This window comes from Bradyrhizobium sp. URHC0002, from assembly GCF_054059515.1.
In genome coordinates, this window is the sequence record NZ_JBSSCF010000001.1 from 614,834 (window position 1) to 631,084 (window position 16,251).

The following is a 16,251-nucleotide window of genomic DNA, read 5'->3' on the forward strand; positions in this document are numbered from 1 at the left end:
TCCACTTCGCCCAAAAACGCCATGGCTACTGCTTCTCCAGCCCCGCCCGCCCGATCACATCGCCCCAGCGCTTGATCTCCTTCTCGATGAACGGGATCATCTCGGCCTTCTGCAACATCATCGGGCGGGTGCCGACCTTTTCGAAATGGGTGCGCACGCGCTCCGACGACAGCGCCGCATGCGCGGCCGCCGCCAGCCGGTCGACGACGGCCGCGGGCGTGCCTGCGGGCACCATGATCGAAGACCAGCTCTGGGTGGTCATGTCCTTCATGCCGAGTTCGGCCATGGTAGGCACATCGGGGAATGCGTGCAGCCGTTCGGGCGCGGTGGTGGCCAGCACCTTCAGCTTGCCGCCCTCGACATGCGGGCCGACCGAGACCGGGTAATCGAACATGACATCGACGCGGCCGGCGATCATGTCGTTCAGTGCCGGCGCACTGCCTCGATAAGGCACGTGCTGCATCTCGATGCCGACCACCGTCTTGAACAATTCGGCGACCAGATGCGTCGCAGTGCCGACGCCCGAGGAGGAGAACGTCACCTTGCCCGGATTCTGCTTGGCGTAGGCGATGAACTCCGGCACCGAATTATAGGGCGCGCCGTGATAGGCGACGAACAGGTTCGGGCTTTCGCCGACCAGATGCACCGGCAGAAAGCTCGTCAGCGGATCGTAGGACAGGTTCTTGCGCAACGTGACATTGGCAGCCATCGTGCCCTGCGTGCCGTAGATCATCGTGTAGCCATCGGGCCTGGAACGCGCCACCTGCTCGGTGCCGACGGCGCCGCCGCCGCCAGCACGGTTATCGATCACGACCGACTGGCCGAGCGTTCTCGACATTTCCTCGGCGACGATGCGCGACGTCGTGTCGGTGATGCCGCCCGGCGCGAACGGCACGACCCAGGTGATCGGACGATTCGGGAATTCGTCGGCCGAGGCCGGTGGGATCGAGGCAAAGGATGCGAGCCAGATCGCAAGCAAGACGTGACGCTTCGCCATGGAATTCCGCCCCGTAAAATTCTGCCCTTCTCGGAGGACTTGCGCAGGGAGAATGATTGTTTCCGCAGCCGCTGACCATGCGGCAAACTCGACCTAGGCGCGGATCAGCTCCATCACCGCCGCCGCAAATGCTTCAGGCGCTTCCTGCGGCACATTATGTCCGGCGCCCGGCACCACGCGATGAATGCGGCGGCCGGTGAATTTCGACGCGCTGGCGCTTCCGTCGCTCGCGGGCAGCACGCCGTCCTTGTCGCCGTCCAATGTAATTGACGGCACGATGATCGGAGGCAGTGACGCCAGCCGCCGCTGCAAATCGGCATAGTCGGGATCACCCGCAGCAAGGCCGAAGCGATGGCGATAGCTGTGAATCACGACGTCGACAAAATCGGGATTTTCGTGCGCCATAGCGGAGCGCTCGAAGGTGGCGTCATCGAAATCCCATTCCGGCGACCACTGCTCCCACAATAGCCTGGCGATCCCACGCCGGTTGGAAGCCAGCCCGGCGCGCCCACGCTCGATCTGAAAGTAATATTCGTACCAGAGCGCGGCCTCAAATTTGGGGTTGAGCGGCACCATCGCGCGCGCAAGGTTCTGGATCAGGTAACTATTCACGGTCACCATGCCGCGGCAGCGCTCCGGCCACAGCGCCGCGGCGACGCAGGCAGCGCGGCCACCCCAATTGTGCCCGGCGAGCACCGCCCGCGGGATGCCGAGCGCGTCCATCAGCGCGATGACATCGGCGCCAATCGTCGCCTGTTCGCCCGAGCGTAGCGTGGCCGGATCGCGAAACCGCGTCGCGCCGAAGCCGCGCAAGCAAGGGACGATGACGCGGCAACCCTGCGCCGCCAGTTGTGGGGCGACATCGGCATAAGTGTGAATGTCGTAGGGAAAGCCGTGCAGCAGGATCGCAGCCGGACCATCCGCAGGACCCTCTTCATAGTAGGCGATGTTGAGGACACCGGCATCGACATGCTTCAACGGCACCATCCGCCGCGGCGCCGGCGCGGGCGCATCAGCCTGGGCAAACGCTCTGCTGGCTACGCCCGACAAGGCCGCGCCGAGCAGCAGACGGCGCCGGCGATCGACGGAATCAGACATCGGCTATGCCTTGACCAGTTCCATCACCGCCGCCACAAACGCCTCGGGCGCTTCTTGCGGTAGATTGTGCCCGGCGCGCGGGCACCACGCGATGGACGCGGCGGCCGGTGAATTTCGACGCGCTGGCGGTGCCATCGGTTGCCGGCGCAACGCCATCGCCGGCGCCATCCAATGTAATAGTTGGTACGGCGATCGGTGGCAGCGCCGCCAGCCTGTGCTGGATTTCGGCATATTGCGGATCGCCGTCGGCCAGACCAAAACGGTGGCGATAGCTGTGGATCACCACATCGACGTAGTCGGGATTGTCGTGGGCGATTGCGGTTCGCTCGAAACAGGCATCGTCGAACGGCCAGTTCGGCGACCATTGCGTCCACAATATCCTGGCGATCTCGCGCCGGTTGGCGGCAAGGCCCGTCCGGCCGCGCTCGAGCTGGAAGTAATACTGGTACCACAGCGCCACCTCGCGCTCGGGGCGCATTGGCGTCATGGCGTTGGCGATATCCTGGATCAGATAGGAATTGACGCAGACCAGCCCAATGCAGCGCTCCGGCCATAGCGCCGCACCGACGCAGGCCGCGCGGCCACCCCAGTCGTAGCCAGCGAACACCGCGCGGCGGATGCCAAGCGCATCCATCAACGCCATCATGTCGGCGCCGACCGCCGCCTGCTCGCCCGAGCGCGGCGTCGCAGAGCTACGAAACCGGGTTGGGCCGTAGCCGCGTAAATAGGGAACGATAACGCGGCAGCCTTGCGCCGCCAGTTGCGGCGCGACGTCGACGTAGCTGTGAATGTCGTAGGGGAAGCCATGCATGAGCATCACGGCCGGTCCATCGGCGGGACCCGCCTCGTAGTAGGCGATGCTCAGCACACCGGCATCGACCTGGCGCAACGGCTCCAGCCGTTTCGATGATGGGGCATGCGGTGCCGAGGCGGCGGTCTTTTCAGTCACGGCAAAAACTCCCTGGTTGAATTTTACAATACGGCATTTGTCCACCCCCGATGAAGCAATTCCGGCACACTGCCGTGCACGAATGCCACCATGACGTTTCCAAAATTCGGCGATACAGTGCCGCCCGCGGCCTTTGCCGCGGACGGGTCACGCCATGTTGCGATCGATTAACGTATCCCTTGCCACAGCCCTCGCCTTCCTCGGTTCGCTGATCCTCCCGGCAACCGCCCAGCAGCAGCCCTTGCGCAGCGAGTGCCTGGCGATGGCGAGCGCCCCGCCGCTCGCCGTGCCGGTCAGCCTTCGCCGCACCGCCGCCAAGGCCGAAGACGTCGCGATCACCTATGTCGGGCATTCCACCTATTACATCGACACGCCCGGCGGCGTGCGGATCGCGACCGACTTCAACGGCGCCTACCGGACCGGGCGGCTGCCCGACGTCATCACCATGAACCGCGCGCACTCGACGCACTACACTTTATTTCCCGATCCAAAGATCCCGCACGTCCTGCATGGCTGGGGCGAGAACGGACAGGCGGCGCATGTCTCAACGCGGGTCGGCGACGTCTATATCCGCAACGTCCCCACCGACATCCGCCGCTACTATGGCGAGGACTCCAGCGGAGCGATGCTCAAGGACGGCAACTCGATCTTCATCTTCGAGGTCGCCGGCCTCTGTATCGGCCATCTCGGCCATTTGCATCACAAGCTCGACGACACGCATTTCGCGGCGATCGGCCGGCTCGATATCGTGATGGTGCCGATCGACGGCACCTATACCATGTCGCTCGACGGCGTCTCCGAGATCACCAAGCGGCTGCGCTCCTCCGTGGTGTTGCCGATGCACCGCTTCGCCACCCCGCTCGATGAATTCATGCGCCTGATCGGCCAGCAATTCGTCATCGATCAGCGGAGCGAGCGGACGTTGAAGATTTCGCGCGAGACATTGCCGGGCACGCCGACGGTGATCATTCTGGATGGGGTGTGAGTGTGGGCACAACTGCCAACCGCCGTCATTGCGAGCGCAGCGAAGCAATCCATAGTCCCGCAAGTTGAGACGTGGATTGCTTCGCTGCGCTCGCAATGACGAACAATAACAATTACGGGAGCGAAATCCATGGCCGCCAGCACTGCACCCGCCTCCAAGAGCGGGCTCTACGCCGATCCGCGCGAGGACTGGCTCGCGCAACACACCGAGGAGATCATCGATCCCGCGCGTCCGATCGTCGACCCGCATCACCATCTCTGGGACCGCGGCGGCCTGCGCTACATGATCGAGGAGATGGCGGCCGACATCGCCTCCGGCCACAACATCGTCGCCACCGTCTATGTCGACTGCCGCTCGATGTACCGCGCGCGCGGCCCGGAGGCGTTCCGCCCCGTCGGCGAGGTCGAGTTCGCCAATGGCGTGGCGGCGATGGCCGCAAGCGGCGGCTACGGCAAAGCCGCGATCTGCGCCGGCATCGTCAGCCACGTCAATCTCTTGCTCGGCGACGGCGCGAAGGCGGTGCTGGAGGCGGAGATCGTTGCCGGCAACGGCCGCTTCCGCGGCATCCGGCACTCGGCGGCGTGGGATGCGGACCCCAATGTCGCCGGCATGTATGCGACGCGGCCCAAGGGGCTGTTGCTCGACAGCACGTTTCGCAAAGGTTTTGCCTGCCTCGCGCCGCTGAACCTCAGCTTCGAAGCCTGGCTGTTTCATCCGCAGATCGACGAACTAACCGACCTCGCCCGCGCCTTTCCCGGCACCAAAATCGTGCTCGATCATTGCGGCGGGCCGATCGGCATCGGCAGCTATGCCGGGCGGCGCGAGGAAATCTTCCCGGTGTGGAAAGCCTCGATCCAGGAAATCGCCAGATGTGAAAACGTCGTCGTCAAGCTCGGCGGACTGGCGATGTGCCTGCTCGGCTACGATTTTCATCTGCGGCCGAAGCCGCCGTCTTCGGAGGAAGCCGCAGCCGCATGGCGTCCCTACATCGAAACCTGCATCGAGGTCTTCGGCCCCGATCGATGCATGTTCGAAAGCAATTTTCCGCCGGACAAAGGCCAGTGCAGCTATCACGTGATCTTCAACGCCTTCAAGCGGCTGGCCGCGCCATATAGCGAGGCGGAGAAGACGGCGCTGTTCTCGAAGACGGCGACGGACTTCTACAAGCTCAAGTTCGATTGACGACGACCGGCGTGAGAGATCGTCTCACGCCCACTCGCCCTTGCGGAACACCGGCACGCGGCTTCCGTCGGCGTGAACGCCGTCGATGTCGGTCTCGCTTGATCCAATCATCCAGTCGATGTGAATCAGGCTCTTGTTGCCGCCTTGCGCCGCGATCTGCGCCGGCGTCAGCTTGTCGCCGCCGACGAAGCATTTCGAATAGCACTGGCCGAGTGCGATATGGGAGGCGGCGTTCTCGTCGAACAGCGTGTTGAAGAACAGCAGTCCGCTTTTGGAGATCGGTGAGGAATGCGGCACCAGCGCCACTTCGCCGAGACGGGCGGCGCCCTCATCGGTGTCGAGCACCTTCTTCAGCACCTCCTCACCGCGCGAGGCCTTTGCCTCGACGATGCGCCCCTCCTCGAACCGGACCGCGATGTTGTCGATCAGGGTGCCCTGATAGGACAGCGGCTTGGACGAGACGACATGGCCGCTGACGCGCCGGCAATGCGGCGTGGTGAAGACTTCCTCGGTCGGGATGTTGGCGTTGCAGGTGATCCCGTTCCTGGCGGTCGAGGCGCCGCCTTCCCATTCGTGGCCGTCGGCAAGGCCAATGGTCAGGTCGGTGCCGGGTCCGGAATATTTCAGCGCGTGGAAACGCTGGCCGTTCAGCCAGTCGGTACGCTCGCGCAGCACGGCGTTGTGCTTTTCCCAGGCCGCCACCGCGCCGTCCTGATCGACGCGCGACGCCGCAAAGATCGCGTCCGCCAGTTGTGCTACCGCCACATCCTCCGGAACATCGGGGAAAACCTGCTTCGCCCAGGACGGGCTCGGATAGGCGATGATGTTCCAGTTGGTTTCGAAATTGACGATCTTCTCCAGCGCCGGCTGATAGGCGATCGAATTGGCCTTGCTGGCGCGCGCCACCTTCACCGGGTCCTCGCCCGACAGCAGCATCGGATTGTCGCCGACGATGGCCAGCCGCGCGGTGTTGGCGGCGAACGCCTTTGCCATGCCCTCGTAGAGCCAGCCGGCGGCGCGATCAAAACTCTCGTTGTGGCCGTGGCGATAGCGCGACAGCGTGATCTCTTCGTCCGAGAGGAACGGAGTCACGATTCCAGCGCCGGCCCTGTAGGCATGTTCGGCGATCCGGCGCACCAGCGGCAGCGCGACCGAGGGCGCGGTCAAGAGCAGGTCCTGTCCCGGCTGCAGCCGCAAGCCGACCTTGACCGCGACTTCGGCGAGGCGGTCGAGTTTCACGGGATCGATCGAGGCGGAAACGTTGCGCTGATGTGCGGTCATGATTCTTTCGGCCAGGGCTGTTGGGTTTTTAAGGCCTCGCAGCCTTCGACCGTGATCACACCATCACGCCAAAGCGAGCGAAGCGCCTGACAACAACAATAGCACAAGAATAGTCCGGCGAAACCCGACCTCGTCGATGTTCCAGAATGCAACAGTGCCGAACATGGAACCTGCAAACAGCGCCGGCAGACGGCTCCACCCCCCTCGCAAGTCGGCTAGTCAAACGGCAGTGACGGCACCGGCGGCGTTACATCCGCCGGGCACTTCGCTTTATCGTCCTGCACAACAATCGACGCATGCGCCGGCGGGTGACCGAGCACGGCGACACCTGCAACATGGAGGACCAGTATGAGGATGGCGATGATGGCGAGCGCAGTGATGCTGAGGGGCGTTACGTCACGCGAATTCATTCCTGGGGTTCTGGCGCGCTCCGCGGATGGCGCTGGCGAGCGTGTTATTTCCGTGGGCATTTCGGCTGCTCTTTTCGGTTTGTCGGGATTCCGGCACATGCCTCGTGGGGCGGATCTGAGCCTGCCCGGCAATCAAATGCCGGTAACGGCGCAGCACCCGTATCGCATCGCGCCGCCGCGAGCGGTGAAGCGCTTCGAGCATGCGCGTAAAGAAGCCCGTGCGCTTCGTGGGCTCGCCTTCGGAGGAAGTACGCATCGCTGATGCCCCGCGTGCTGGTGTATGTCGCGCGGGCAAAATGTCAGCAGGTGCGAGGCAGCGCTGTGAGATAGTTCACAGGAGCTTCGCTGCGCGAGACAAATGGACGTGAGGAGCCTTGATGAACCCTTGACGCGCGCTTGAGGCGAGACGCGCCTATGTCATCCAAATGCAGGATGACTGACGACCGCCTCTGACCCATCTCAAGACAATGAAGCGGCGCGTTGCGCTCAGCTCAGCCCGCGCACGGTGAGCACAATGGCGTCGGCGCCCGCTTTCCGATCCACCGATATTTCCTGATACTCCGGCGAGTTCTGGAAATCCCGCGCCGCGGCGTCATCTGGAAATTCCATGATCACGACCTTGTCGCGCGGCCATTCGCCTTCCAGCACCACCGGATGCGCGTCCGCTACCAGGAGCCTGCCCTTGAATTTGCTGAACACGCTCATGAAACGAGATTGATAGCGGTCGTAGAGTTCGCGACGGGTGAATTTCAACTGGGCGATAATGTAGACGCTCATGACGGTTCCTCATCTCATGCGTCAGGCGGCGCCTTCAGATCACCGCCTCGCCGGTCAATCGCGAAACTTCTTCTTTTTCTTCTTTCCGAATGCAGCCTTCGCAGGCGCGCCGCCTTCGTGACGCGGCTTTCCGGCGTGAGCCGGTCTGTCCCGATGCAGTTTCTTCGTATCGTAGCGCGCTTTCTTGTCAAACCCTGCCCTGTCAGAGCTCTTTGCGGTTTTGACATGCGGCTTCGGTGTCCACTCCTGCTTGCGAACCTCTTCACGCGGCGGTGCATCGCCGAGCGCCTCGATACGGATGTTGTCTTCCTTGTCGGGACGCCGGATCTTGACGGCAAAGGATTCGGCGGCGCGAGCGGAAATCTCGAATTCCGAGGTGGTGTCCATGATGCGGATGGCGCCGATGTCCGACTTGTCGATGCCGCCGCGGCGGCAGATCATCGGCAACAGCCAGCGCGCTTCCGCATTCTTCCGGCTGCCGATGGAGGCGCGGAACCAGACGCTGCCTTCGCCCATGGCGTGACGCGGCGATGATTTCCCCTTCTTCGATCGCGGCCCGGCGCTGCGATCGTCGCCGCGCGGCGGACGGCCTTCCCTTTCCCGGCCGCGATCCTCGCGGGACCGGCCACTACCCTGCCCGGGATCGAGAATGTCCTCGGGCGAAGGCAGCCGCGCGCGATAAAGCCGCGCCAGCGCCGCGGCGATGTCCTCCGCCGACCGCTCGGCGAGCAAGGCCTGCGCCAACGCCAGATCCTCAGGCGTCGTCTCCTCCGAGAACAACGCATCTTTCAGCATGCGCTCCTGATCGAGCTTGCGAATTTCATCCGGCTGCGGCGCCGTGCCCCAGACCGTATCGATGCCGGCCAGGTTCAACAGCACCTCGGCGCGGCGCCTGCGTGCCGGCGGCACCAAAATAATGCTGACGCCCTTGCGGCCCGCGCGGCCGGTACGGCCGGAGCGATGCTGCATGACTTCCGGATCGTTCGGAATATCGGCGTGGATGACGAGATCGAGGTTCGGCAAGTCGATGCCGCGCGCCGCCACGTCGGTGGCGACGCAGACACGGGCGCGCCCGTCCCGCAACGCCTGCAGCGCCATCGTTCGCTCGTTCTGCGTCAATTCGCCGGACAGCGCGACCACGGAGAAGCCACGCTCCAGCAGCGTCGCCTGCAAATGCCGGACGGCTTCCCGCGTGTTGCAGAATACCAGCGCGCTCGGCGATTCGTAGAATCGCAAAGTGTTGACGACCGCGTGCTCGACATCGCCCGGCGCGATCCGGATGGCGCGGTATTCGATGTCGGCATGGCCGCCTTCTTCGCCCGCGACTTCGACGCGAAAGGCCGATTGCTGATACTCTTTCGCGAGCGCGACGATGCCGCGCGGCAATGTCGCCGAAAACAACAGCGTGCGGCGATCCTCCGGCGTCGCCTCAAGGATGAATTCCATGTCCTCGCGGAAGCCGAGATCGAGCATCTCGTCGGCCTCGTCGAGCACGATCGCCTTCAATTCCGAAACGTCGAGCCGGCCGCGCCGCAAATGATCGCAGAGCCGCCCCGGCGTGCCGACCACGATATGCGCGCCCGCGGCCAATTCGCGCTGCTCGCGGCGCGGGTCCATGCCGCCGACGCAGGAAACGACGCGCGCATCGGCATGTTGATAGAGCCAGGCGAGTTCGCGATGCACCTGGAGCGCCAGCTCGCGGGTCGGCGCGACGATCAACGCCAAGGGAGCCGCGGCGCGCTCGAACCGCTCGGCACCGTCAAGCAGATTCTTGGCGATCGCCAGGCCATAGGCGACCGTCTTGCCGGAACCGGTCTGCGCCGAAACCAGGAGATCGCGGCCGGCGGCGGCGTCGGCCAGCACCGCGGTCTGGACCTGCGTCAGCCGATCGAAGTTGCGTTCCGCCAAAGCTCGGGCGAGCGGCGGATGGGTGGGCAATAATGTCACGAGATGTCAGACCCTGGTTGGCTCTATCAGCCGGAAAATGTTGAATACTGCCCCGAACCGAAATGGCTCGAAGCTGCGCGCTTCACAAAGCGCAGCCGTACGGCCTGACCGATTTCACTGAGGTTGCCGGTGCTTTAGGCGAAAACCAGCCAATATGCCATCCATTCTTTGCAGGCGAGCCGATCACTTCTGCGACGGTTAACCTCTCAGGCGGCATGGAGCGGCGCTGGGAATCGGGGAATGATCGGCTACACTGCGGTTTTGAGGCGTTTTACGCCTATTTTTCACATCAGCCGTCGTTCAGGGGAGCCGTACACCGTGACCGCGTTCAAGACCATTCGCGCCCGGGCCGAGAAGCGCAAGGGCGGCCCCAAGGCGCTCGCCAAGCTGCTGCCGGCCAAGCCGGACCTGAAGGCGCTCGCCGGGCTCGGCGACGACCGAATTCTCGCGGAAATGACGCGGCGGGTGTTTTGCGCGGGATTTGCCTGGAGCGTGATCGAGAACAAATGGCCGGGTTTTGAGAAGGCGTTTCTCGGGTTCAAGCCGGGCCCCCTGTCGCTGAAGCCGGACGAGTTCTGGGACGATCTGATGAAGGACACCCGCATCGTCCGCAATGGCGCCAAGATCATGTCGGTGCGCGCCAATGCAAGCTTCGTGCGGGACATCGCCAGGGAGCACGGCAGTTTTGGCAAGTTCCTCGCGAACTGGCCCTCCTCCGACGAGGCCGGGCTGCTCGAACTGCTGGCCAAGCGCGGCAGCCGGCTCGGCGGCAATACCGGGCAGATGATGCTGCGCTTTCTCGGCTGGGACGGCTTCGTCACATCGAGGGACGTCGTGCTGTGCCTGCGCGATGCCGGGCTCGATATCGCCGAGACCGTCACCTCCAAACGCGACCTCGCCAAGGTGCAGGCGCAGTTCAACGCATGGGCCGAGGAGACGGGGCTGGCCTATGTGCAGATCTCAAGGATCTGCGCGCTGTCGATCGGCGAGAATTATGCGGCGGAGAAGCTCGAGAGCATGATGGGCGGCGATGAATAGCGATGGGTATCGCTTCCGCACTCTCTCGCGTCGTCCCTGCGAACGCAGGGACCCATACGCCGCGGCGGCAATTGTCTTGCAAGGTGTCAGCCATCGCGTTTCAACCGAGAGCACAACGCGGTATGGGTCCCTGCGCCCGTGCGCAATTGCGCACTAGGCAGGGACGACACAATGTTATGCCGCGGCTTCTACGCTCGGTGCCACGTCAGATCACGAAAAATCCATGCGTGGCGTCGCGGCGGAGTTGCTCGACAAGGCCGTATTCCCAGTCGAGATAGGCCTGCATCGCGCTTTCCTTGATATCGGTGCCCTCATAGGGACGGCGATAGCGGTGTGACGGATCTGGCTTTGGAATCGCGTGCGGCGGCCCGATCTCAAGCGTGCCCTCATAGCCGCCTTCGAGCACGTAAGTCTCCCATCCCATCTGCGCGAGCCAGGACGCGGTCATGTCGGCGCGGACACGCAAATTGTCCGTCAGCACGATGCGCGCGCCGCGCACCGGAGCGGCCATGTCGATCTCCTGCACCAGTTGCCCGCCGGGGTAATGGCGAAAGCCTGCGAGATGGCTGGCGGTGTATTCCTCTTCAGAGCGCACATCGAAGCGGTAGAGCGTGCGATCGGCCTGCGCCGCCTGCAGCGCCGCCATCTCCGCAAGCCCGATGTGGCGGACGCCGGCGCGATAGGCGACGTCGCGCGCATTGGCTTCGCCACCGGCGATGGCACCGATCTCGCCGCGCTTGCTGGAGCCGTGTTCGAGATTCTGTTTGGCCAGCGTCCAGCCGATGGTGCCGTTGCGCAGCGCCCGCACCTTGTTGGTGACGCCGGCATTGATCAGGGACTGGGTGCCGATGATCGAGCGGGTGCGGCCGGCGCAATTGACGATGATGGTGGTTTCGGAATCCGGCGCAGCGCGGCCCGCGCGCAGCACCAGCTCGGCGCCGGGTACGCTGATCGAGCCTGGAATATTCATGGTCGCGTATTCGTCGAACCGGCGGACATCGAGGATTTGAATGTTGGCGCCATCTGCAATCAGGGCGCTGACTTCCTCGGCGGCCAGCGAAGGCGTGTGCCGCCGCGACTCGACCAGTTCACCGAACGCCTTGGCATAGGAATTGACGTCCTGGAACAGCTCAAAGCCGGCCGACTTCCAACCCTGCAGTCCGCCCTCGAGCTGGCGGACGTTGCTGTAGCCCAGCGCCGTGAGCCGGTCCGCCGCCTGCGGCACGAGACCCTCGCCCTTATCATAGATAACGATCGGCACATCCTTGCGCGGCAGTCGCGTCTCAGCTTCGAGCGCGATCCGGTCGGCCGCCATGTTGGCGGCAAACAGGGGGTGGCCGGTGGCGAAGAGGGCTTCGTGCCTGACATCGAGCAGCGCGATTTCCTCACGCAGCAGCAGTGCGGAGCGGATTTGCGCGGAAGTGACAGAGGGTACGGTCATGGACGGAGATTCCGAAAACGGCATATGATCGCTGGCATTGTGAGCACGCTGGGCACCTGATGGATCTCAAACAATTGCGGACTTTCCGGGCCGTAGCCGAACTCGGAAGCCTAAGCAAGGCCGCCGACCGGCTTCGCGCCGCCCAACCGGCGCTGAGCCGGCACATCAAGCTGCTCGAGCACGAGCTGCGCGTCGAACTTTTCGTCCGCAACGGCCGCGGCATGCTCTTGACCAGCGCCGGCCGGATGCTGCTCGACCGCACCACGGGCCTGATCCGCCAGATCGAACAGGTCAGCGACGACCTCAAATCGGCGAATGGCAATCCGTCGGGCCGCGTCATCCTCGGGCTGGTGCCGACGGTCAGCGCCGTGCTGTCCGGACGGTTCGCCCGTCGCGTCATCAACGAATTTCCTGACGTCTCGCTGCGCATCGTGGAGAGCTATGGCGGCCATCTGGTCGAGTGGCTGCACCGCGGCGAAATGGATCTCGCGATCATCTACGGCCCTGCGGTCGATCTGCATCTTCAAGTCCAGTCCATCGGCCGCGAGGATATCGTCGCCGTCGGGCCGCCGGGTTCGGGGCTGAGCAAGCGAAAGCAGGTCGACCTGAAATGGCTGGTGAAACAGAAGCTGATCCTGCCGAGCGTCTCGCATGGCTTGCGGGCGCTCCTGGAGAAGGCGCTGGCGCGTGAGAAATTGAAGCTCGACGCCATGATCGAGGTCGATTCCTATCGCGCCCAGATCAGCCTCATGGAAGAAGGACTCGGCTACACGCTGCTGCCGCCGTCTGCCATCCGCACTGAAGTCGCAGCAAAGCGCCTGGAGATGGCCGCCGTCAGTCCCTCGGTGTCGCGCGAACTGATTCTCGCATCACCGATCGCCCATCCGCCGTCGATCGCAACGACGACGATTGCGGCGCTGATCGTGTCGGAGATTCAACAGCTCTCCAAGGAAGGGCTGTGGAAGATCAACATGACGGCGTAGCGCCGTTGCGCACTACTTCGCCGTCATGGCCGGGCTAAAGCGCGAAGCGCGTCTTCGCGCAGATGTCCCGGCCATCCACGTTCTTTCTTGTCAATCGCAGCCAAGGACGTGGATGCCCGGGACAAGCCCGGGCATGACGAACTCTTGTGCGTTGCCACGCTTCAATTAGACAACACCGCCTCAATTAAACAGCGCCTCGTCTCCCAACACCGATTGTCGGAAGCGCGTCGCCAGGATGACGCCATCCGCCGGCGGCATCACGAACACCAGCGCCTCGGGATTGATCTTGATCTGCGCGAAGGCCGTTCCACGTCCCTCATGCGCGAGGTCGCACAGTTCGGTGACTTCGGCCATCGTGCGGACGATGCGCGAGGTACGGATGCCGCAGGCGGTTGCGATGGCGGCAAGGTCGACGCCGGAAGCCGTGGGCGTTTTCTGCATGCCGGTTTCGCCAAAACGCTCATTGTCGAGGACGGCGATCGTCAGGTTCTTCGGCGCCTCCACCGCAATTGACGCGAGCGAGCCGACATTCATCAGCATCTCGCCGTCGCCGGTGATCACGAGCACCTTGCGCTTCGGCTGTGCCAGCGCCAGTCCAAGCCCGATCATCGAAGCGGCGCCCATCGCGCCCCAGAGCGGAAAATTGTTGGGATGATCGCCGGCGGCGGAGACATCCCAGTTAGGCGCGCCGAGGCCGGCGATGACGAGGAGATCGCGGCGGTCACGCAGCAATTCGTTGACGACATCCCGGCGGTGCAGAAGTGCGTTGGGATTGGTCATTTGCGGGCAAGCTCCTTGAAATTCTTGGCGCCAAGCACGCGCTGTCCGATCAGGACCGCCACCGGCTTCCAGGTGTTGAAGGCGAGGTGCGCCGCGCCCTGCACGGCGGAGGCAACGAGATCAGGCTCGTCCACCTTGTTCACGATCACGCCCAAGGCCTCGAGCGAGGGCCGCGTCCCCTGCCCCATCGGGATCTGCCACGGATTGAACTCGCCCCAATCACCGCGCATGGTGACGATCATCAACAGCGGCATGTGGCAGATCACCGGCAGCGACAGCATGTTGATGCAGTTGCCGACGCCGCTCGACTGCAGCAGCAGAACGCCGCGCTCGCCGCCGAGCCATGCGCCGGCCAGCATCGCCACGCCTTCCTCTTCCGTCGTCAAGGTCACGACGCGCGTTTCCGGATCGGCCTCGAAGGAGCGGATCAGGCGGCTGTGGCCGGCGTCCGGCACCATCGCGACCTGGCGAATGCCGGCGTCCTTCAGCACACGATAGATTTCGTCCGGCCACGTCGGCAGCGCCGGCGCCACCTCGCTCCGTGATTTTGCTGCTTCCGCCATCGGGTTCAATTTCCTCTGCGATTCCCGGGTTGATTTGGCTGCAGAATAGATCGCGACCGAGGAACAAGGAATTTGAATGTGGACATGGCTTCTATTGCAAAATTGAAAGGCTGGTGGGGTGCGGACGGAGCGAAGCGGTCTCTCCACGTCATTGCGAGCGCGGGCGAAGCAATCCATCTTTCCGCGCACGGTGACGGTGGATTGCTTCGCTGCGCTCGCGGTGACGGTTTCGCTTTCTTCCGCGAAGAATGGTGGGTTAGGCTTCGCTAACCCTCCCTACGGAGCGATCATGACTTCGGCTTGGAATCCGGCGGGCAATCCGGGGACACCTTCAGCGGCTTGCCGCCGCTCTGCACCGTCGGCGCGGCGGAATTCGTGCCGCCGGCATCGGGCAACACCGCGCTTTTTTCGACGGCCATCGAATTCGCGGTCTTCTCCTCACCCTTGCCCGTCGTTGCCGCCGGCGACGTCGTACAGGCCGTCTCCGGCTTTGCGTCCGATGTCCCGGTGGACTGGGCGGCTGCGGCACTCACGCCCAACAGCCCAGCGACAATCGCTGCCGCGACGCGCGTCATTGTGATCTCCAATCGTTGAAATGGCTTGCGAGGGGCAAACGTCCTGCTGCAATGATGGTTCCGGAACCGATATCGCGACATTACGATAACCGGCCGCCAGGCCGTATGTTGGGCCATGGCAAGCGACCAGATCGGCGCGGGATTTGCTTCGCTTAACCGACCGTCAAAGGGAGACTTCATGACCATCGAACTGACGCGGCGCACGCTGCTCCACCTCGCGGGCGCCTCCTCATTGTCCGCTGCGGCGGTTGCCGCGGCGCAGGCGGAGGGCACGGCGGGCGGCGGCGGGCCGACCTTCGCCAATCGCACGCCGATGCGGATCGGCATGGTGACGCTGCGCGTGCGCAATCTCGATCTCGTCGCCGATTACTATCGCGACGCGATCGGCCTGACCGTCATGGCGCGTACGGCGATGGGAGCCCTCCTCGGTTCGGGCGGCGTGCCGCTATTGAATCTCCAGCGCCGCGAGAGCGGCGCGCGCGAGGCGCGCAACGCGGCGGGGCTCTATCACACCGCATTCCTGATGCCGGCGCGCAAGGATCTCGCGCGCTGGCTGGTGCACGCGGCAAAGAACAAGGTTCCGCTGTCCGGCTTCGCCGATCACCTCGTCAGCGAATCCGTCTATCTCGACGACCCCGAGGGCAACGGCATCGAGGTCTATGCCGACCGCGCGCCCGAAACCTGGAAATGGGATGGCGGCTCGGTCGCGATGGCAACCGACCAGCTCGACATCGACGGCCTGCTGGCGCTGACGGATACACACACGACCAACTATGCCAAGGCCCCCGACGACCTGCGCATCGGCCACATGCACCTGCGCGTCGGCGACCTCGAACGGGCCGACCGCTTTTATGGCGGCGCCATCGGCTTCGACCCGACCCGCAAGCGAAGCGGCGCCGCGTTCCTTTCCTCGGGACGCTATCACCATCACCTCGGGATCAACGTCTGGCAGAGCGCCGGCGCCGGCCCGCGCGACGACACAGCCACCGGACTCGCGTGGTTTTCGCTGGAGGTCGCGACGGAGGAGATTCTACAGGCCCAAACGCTGCGCCTGCGGCAGGCGGGCGCGCCGGCCGCAGTGATCGAGAAAGGCATCGAGACCGCCGATCCCTGGGGCACCAAGCTACGGCTGATTAAAGTCTGAGGTCGGCAAGGCATAGTCTGGTCACCCTCGCCGCACGCCACGGTCCGAATCCACGCCGAGAGGATAGGTTCCCTGGCCGATGGGCGGGGACAGCAACCGGA

The 16,251-nt window shown here is 64.1% G+C and carries 15 protein-coding genes and 1 pseudogene; 6 read left to right on the forward strand and 10 right to left on the reverse strand.

Annotated elements, in window-relative coordinates:
* Positions 1 to 25: 25 nt before the first annotated feature.
* The 3 genes and pseudogenes from ACVWVY_RS03015 to ACVWVY_RS03025 all read right to left on the reverse strand — a co-directional run bounded on the left by ACVWVY_RS03015 (position 26) and on the right by ACVWVY_RS03025 (position 2,984).
* Positions 26 to 997 carry a Bug family tripartite tricarboxylate transporter substrate binding protein gene (locus tag ACVWVY_RS03015; RefSeq protein ID WP_456624984.1) on the reverse strand — a complete coding sequence of 324 codons (972 nt, stop codon included), beginning with the start codon at positions 995 to 997 and terminating at the stop codon, positions 26 to 28.
* 93 nt (positions 998 to 1,090) lie between these two features.
* Positions 1,091 to 2,095: an alpha/beta fold hydrolase gene (locus ACVWVY_RS03020; RefSeq protein WP_456624985.1), complete on the reverse strand. Its 1,005-nt coding sequence runs from the start codon at positions 2,093 to 2,095 to the stop codon at positions 1,091 to 1,093.
* Positions 2,096 to 2,098: 3 nt separating this feature from the next.
* Positions 2,099 to 2,984: pseudogene (locus tag ACVWVY_RS03025) on the reverse strand (alpha/beta fold hydrolase).
* A gap of 214 nt (positions 2,985 to 3,198) precedes the next feature.
* Between ACVWVY_RS03025 and ACVWVY_RS03030 the strand changes: the two are divergent.
* The gene (locus ACVWVY_RS03030) at positions 3,199 to 4,029 is read left to right on the forward strand and encodes an MBL fold metallo-hydrolase (protein ID WP_456624986.1); all 831 of its coding nucleotides are present in this window, start codon (positions 3,199 to 3,201) and stop codon (positions 4,027 to 4,029) included.
* Between the two features lie 129 nt (positions 4,030 to 4,158).
* Complete coding sequence (locus ACVWVY_RS03035) at positions 4,159 to 5,211, forward strand: amidohydrolase family protein (RefSeq protein WP_456624987.1); 1,053 nt, start codon at positions 4,159 to 4,161, stop codon at positions 5,209 to 5,211.
* Positions 5,212 to 5,235: 24 nt separating this feature from the next.
* On the opposite strand, the gene ACVWVY_RS03040 is transcribed toward ACVWVY_RS03035, so the two are convergent.
* Entirely contained in the window at positions 5,236 to 6,492 is a 1,257-nt protein-coding gene (locus ACVWVY_RS03040; protein WP_456624988.1) for an aminopeptidase, read from the reverse strand.
* A 348-nt stretch (positions 6,493 to 6,840) separates the two neighbouring features.
* On the opposite strand from ACVWVY_RS03040, the gene ACVWVY_RS03045 reads away from it, so the two are divergent.
* Positions 6,841 to 7,164: a hypothetical protein gene (locus tag ACVWVY_RS03045; protein ID WP_456624989.1), complete on the forward strand. Its 324-nt coding sequence runs from the start codon at positions 6,841 to 6,843 to the stop codon at positions 7,162 to 7,164.
* Between the two features lie 224 nt (positions 7,165 to 7,388).
* Here ACVWVY_RS03045 and ACVWVY_RS03050 read toward each other — a convergent pair whose 3' ends face one another.
* Together ACVWVY_RS03050 and ACVWVY_RS03055 are read right to left on the reverse strand one after the other, a co-directional pair.
* Entirely contained in the window at positions 7,389 to 7,679 is a 291-nt protein-coding gene (locus ACVWVY_RS03050) for a DUF1330 domain-containing protein (RefSeq protein ID WP_456624990.1), read from the reverse strand.
* 54 nt (positions 7,680 to 7,733) lie between these two features.
* Complete coding sequence (locus tag ACVWVY_RS03055) at positions 7,734 to 9,626, reverse strand: DEAD/DEAH box helicase (protein WP_456624991.1); 1,893 nt, start codon at positions 9,624 to 9,626, stop codon at positions 7,734 to 7,736.
* A gap of 318 nt (positions 9,627 to 9,944) precedes the next feature.
* Between ACVWVY_RS03055 and ACVWVY_RS03060 the strand changes: the two genes are divergently transcribed.
* On the forward strand, positions 9,945 to 10,664 hold the full coding sequence (locus tag ACVWVY_RS03060; RefSeq protein ID WP_456624992.1) for a DNA-3-methyladenine glycosylase I: 720 nt from the start codon (positions 9,945 to 9,947) through the stop codon (positions 10,662 to 10,664).
* A gap of 205 nt (positions 10,665 to 10,869) precedes the next feature.
* Here the strand turns inward: ACVWVY_RS03060 and ACVWVY_RS03065 are convergent, their stop codons facing one another.
* The gene (locus tag ACVWVY_RS03065; RefSeq protein ID WP_456624993.1) at positions 10,870 to 12,105 is read right to left on the reverse strand and encodes a rhodanese-like domain-containing protein; all 1,236 of its coding nucleotides are present in this window, start codon (positions 12,103 to 12,105) and stop codon (positions 10,870 to 10,872) included.
* Between the two features lie 59 nt (positions 12,106 to 12,164).
* On the opposite strand from ACVWVY_RS03065, the gene ACVWVY_RS03070 reads away from it, so the two are divergent.
* On the forward strand, positions 12,165 to 13,088 hold the full coding sequence (locus ACVWVY_RS03070; protein WP_456624994.1) for a LysR family transcriptional regulator: 924 nt from the start codon (positions 12,165 to 12,167) through the stop codon (positions 13,086 to 13,088).
* Between the two features lie 180 nt (positions 13,089 to 13,268).
* Here the strand turns inward: ACVWVY_RS03070 and ACVWVY_RS03075 are convergent, their stop codons facing one another.
* From ACVWVY_RS03075 to ACVWVY_RS03085, 3 genes are all read right to left on the reverse strand, one after another.
* On the reverse strand, positions 13,269 to 13,868 hold the full coding sequence (locus ACVWVY_RS03075) for a thiamine pyrophosphate-dependent enzyme (RefSeq protein WP_456624995.1): 600 nt from the start codon (positions 13,866 to 13,868) through the stop codon (positions 13,269 to 13,271).
* Entirely contained in the window at positions 13,865 to 14,431 is a 567-nt protein-coding gene (locus tag ACVWVY_RS03080; protein WP_456624996.1) for a thiamine pyrophosphate-binding protein, read from the reverse strand. Before ACVWVY_RS03080 ends, ACVWVY_RS03075 begins: the two co-directional genes overlap by 4 nt.
* A gap of 287 nt (positions 14,432 to 14,718) precedes the next feature.
* Positions 14,719 to 15,006 (reverse strand): hypothetical protein, encoded by a 288-nt coding sequence (locus ACVWVY_RS03085; protein WP_456624997.1) that lies wholly within the window; start codon positions 15,004 to 15,006, stop codon positions 14,719 to 14,721.
* 178 nt (positions 15,007 to 15,184) lie between these two features.
* Between ACVWVY_RS03085 and ACVWVY_RS03090 the strand changes: the two genes are divergently transcribed.
* The gene (locus ACVWVY_RS03090; RefSeq protein ID WP_456624998.1) at positions 15,185 to 16,150 is read left to right on the forward strand and encodes a VOC family protein; all 966 of its coding nucleotides are present in this window, start codon (positions 15,185 to 15,187) and stop codon (positions 16,148 to 16,150) included.
* Positions 16,151 to 16,251: the final 101 nt, after the last annotated feature.